Raw genomic sequence first — 1649 nt, forward strand, 5'->3', positions numbered from 1 at the left:
AAGGCCGCCGAGTTCTGCGAGAACGGCGCCAAGGCCGTGGCCGAGGAGAACACCCTGCGCACGGTGGGGGCGGAGTTCTGGGCTAAGCACTCCATCGCGGAGCTCTCCACCAAGACGGAGTATTGGCTGGGCAACCAGGGCCGGCTGAGTGAACCGGTGGTAATCCGCGAGGGTGACACCCACTACTCACCGATCTCCTGGGCCGATGCCTTCGAGCTGATCGGTGAGCACATGCGGGCTACCACTGCGGACCGCTGCGTGTTCTACACCTCGGGCCGGACCGCGAACGAGACCGCTTTTATGTACCAGCTGTTCGCCCGGGCGCTGGGCACCAACAACCTGCCGGACTGCTCCAACATGTGCCACGAGTCCTCCGGCTCGGCACTGAACCCGACCATCGGCATCGGCAAGGGCACCGTGTCCCTGGAGGACATCCACGATTCCGAGCTGATCTTCGTGGTGGGCCAGAACCCCGGCACCAACCACCCCCGCATGCTGTCCGCGCTGAAGGAATGCAAGGACAAGGGCGGCAAGGTGGTGGCGGTCAACCCGCTGCCCGAGGCGGGCCTGTTCAACTTCAAGGACCCGCAGACCGTCTCCGGTGTGGTGGGCGGCGGCACTCCGCTGGCTGACGAGTACCTGCAGATCAAGGTCGGCGGTGACCTGGCCCTGTTCCAGGCGCTGGGCCACCTGCTGCTGGCGGAGGAGGAACGGAACCCCGGGACCGTCGTGGACCATTCCTTCATCGCCGCCCAGACCGACGGGTTCGACGCCTACCGCGACGCCCGCAAGGAGCTGGACTGGGCCGAGACCGAGCAGGCCACCGGCCTGTCCCGGGAACAGATCGAGACCGTCGCCGGGATGCTCATCAAGTCCAAGGCCACCATCTTCTGCTGGGCGCTGGGCGTGACCCAGCAGCCGCACTCCGTGGACACCATCAAGGAAATGGTCAACGTCCTGCTGCTGCAGGGCAACTTCGGCAAACCCGGCGCCGGCGCCTGCCCCGTCCGCGGCCACTCCAACGTCCAGGGCGACCGCACCATGGGCATCTGGGAAAAACCCAAGGAATGGCTCCTTAAAGCGCTCGACACCGAGTTCGGGATCACCTCCCCGCGGCACCACGGCTACGACGCCGTGGAGTCCATGGAGGCGTTCGAACGCAACGAGGTGGACGTGTTCGTCTCGATGGGCGGCAACTTCTCGCTCGCCTGCTCGGACACCGAAATGCTGGAGGCAGGGATGCAGCGGATCGGGCTGACCGTGCACATCTCCACCAAGCCCAACCGCTCCCACATCGTCCACGGCCGCACCTCGCTGATCCTGCCCACCCTGGGCCGGACCGACAAGGACGACAAACACCCCAAGGGCGCGCAGTTCCTGTCCGTGGAGGACTCCATGTCCGTGGTCCACTCAACCCAGGGCCGGCTCACCCCCGTCTCGGAGCACCTGCTCGCCGAGCCGGTGATCGTGGCCCGGATGGCCGAAGCCACCTTCGGCCCGGACCACTCCGTGGACTGGAAGGCCATGGCCGAGGACTACGACGTAATCCGCGACCACATCGAACGGGTCCTGCCCGGCTTCGAGGACTTCAACGCCCGGGTCCGCACCAAAAACGGTTTCGTACTGCCCAACCCGCCCCGGGACACCCG

1 protein-coding gene is annotated in these 1649 nt (G+C 66.3%); it reads left to right on the top strand.

Features of this window, described 5'->3' with window-relative positions:
• A partial coding sequence (locus P2Q66_RS00860) for an FdhF/YdeP family oxidoreductase (protein ID WP_275724829.1) occupies window positions 1–1649 on the top strand: 1649 nt, incomplete at both ends.

Source organism: Arthrobacter sp. Cr_A7, assembly GCF_029222765.1.
Classification (GTDB): domain Bacteria; phylum Actinomycetota; class Actinomycetes; order Actinomycetales; family Micrococcaceae; genus Arthrobacter.